This window comes from Parasutterella secunda, from assembly GCF_016901835.1.
Taxonomy (GTDB): Bacteria; Pseudomonadota; Gammaproteobacteria; order Burkholderiales; family Burkholderiaceae_F; genus Aphodousia; species Aphodousia faecavium.
In genome coordinates this window covers 1-1,200 of record NZ_JACJKX010000038.1, presented here as the reverse complement: position 1 = coordinate 1,200, position 1,200 = coordinate 1, and the positions used below count along the sequence as shown (strand labels likewise).

Sequence of the window (1,200 nt, the reverse complement as noted above, 5' to 3'; positions counted from 1 at the left end):
AGGGTAAAGAAAGAACAAATCTATTCAAATCGCTTGATAGAAAATACCATTTGACGGAATACGACTTACACGCAGTGATTGCCAAACATCGGCAAGCCAGCGGCCGAAAGACAGAACTCGGTATTAATGAAACGCAAAAAATTGCAACCCGAGTGTTTCAGGCCGTGAATCGATACAAGTTGGGGTTGGGAGGACGCCCTCGTTTTAAATCTGCCAAGCGCGGTTTAAGAAGTACCGAGGGAAAGACAAATAAAACCGGACTGAAGTTCAATATTGAAAAATCCGTGTTGAGTTGGTGCAAACACGACTATCGAGTCATCATCAATCCTAAAGATGACTACATCCGCCGAGCCTTTTTAAAAGAAGACGGTTCGCAAGGATTTAAAACGATCAAATATTGCCGTCTGGTACGTAAGACAATAAAAGGGAAAAATCGTTTTTATCTGCAGGTTGTTTTGGAAGGTTACGCACCGGTTAAACACATCTATGCATCAACTGAGGAGCGTTTATCAATAGATCCGGGTCCTCAAACAATTGCCGTATTCAGTGAGCTCTGGGCTGGGAAAATTAAAGTAGCACCGCGTGCACGAGTTGATGAAAAAAGAATTCGTAGCCTGCAGCGATCAATGGATAGGAGCTTACGGGAAAATAATCCGGATTGCTATGAAAGCAATGGAGTATTCAAGAAAGGAATCGAATTAATCAGAACGAAAAGCTACGAAAAACGAGTGCAATGCTTAAACGAATTCCATCGCAAAGCATCGGCCACTCGACGTTGTGAGCATGGACAGTTGATCAATTTATTGCTGTCTGTGGCCGGTGAGATTCGTATTGAAAAGAATAGTTGGAAGGCTTTTCAAAGGGGCCATTTTGGAAAGAGCCTGGGGAAAAGCGGTATATCGGGTTTTATTGAGCAACTGAAAAGCAAGGCTGCAAGTGCCGGTTTGAAGGTAGTGGAAGTAAAGCCCTATAAGTTGAAGCTCAGCCAATATGATCCGTATACGGAAACATATGAAAAGAAAGCCTTAAATGAACGTTGGCATCAGTTAGGGAAAAGTTCTGAGTGGATCCAACGTGATGTGATGAGTGCGCTGCTTTTGCAGTGTGCGGATATAGAAAATGACAAGCATATTCCGACAGAGGTGATAAAGACTCTGGAAGGTGCGAAACAGCTCCTGAGAGACGCGGGGTATGTGATAT

Annotated in this window: 1 protein-coding gene; it reads left to right on the top strand. The window is 43.3% G+C overall.

The window, feature by feature from the left end; all coding sequences use genetic code 11:
- Positions 1–50: 50 nt before the first annotated feature.
- Positions 51–1,200, top strand: a 1,150-nt coding sequence (locus H5985_RS09220; RefSeq protein WP_205051016.1) for a hypothetical protein, incomplete at its 3' end; no start/stop codon positions are given.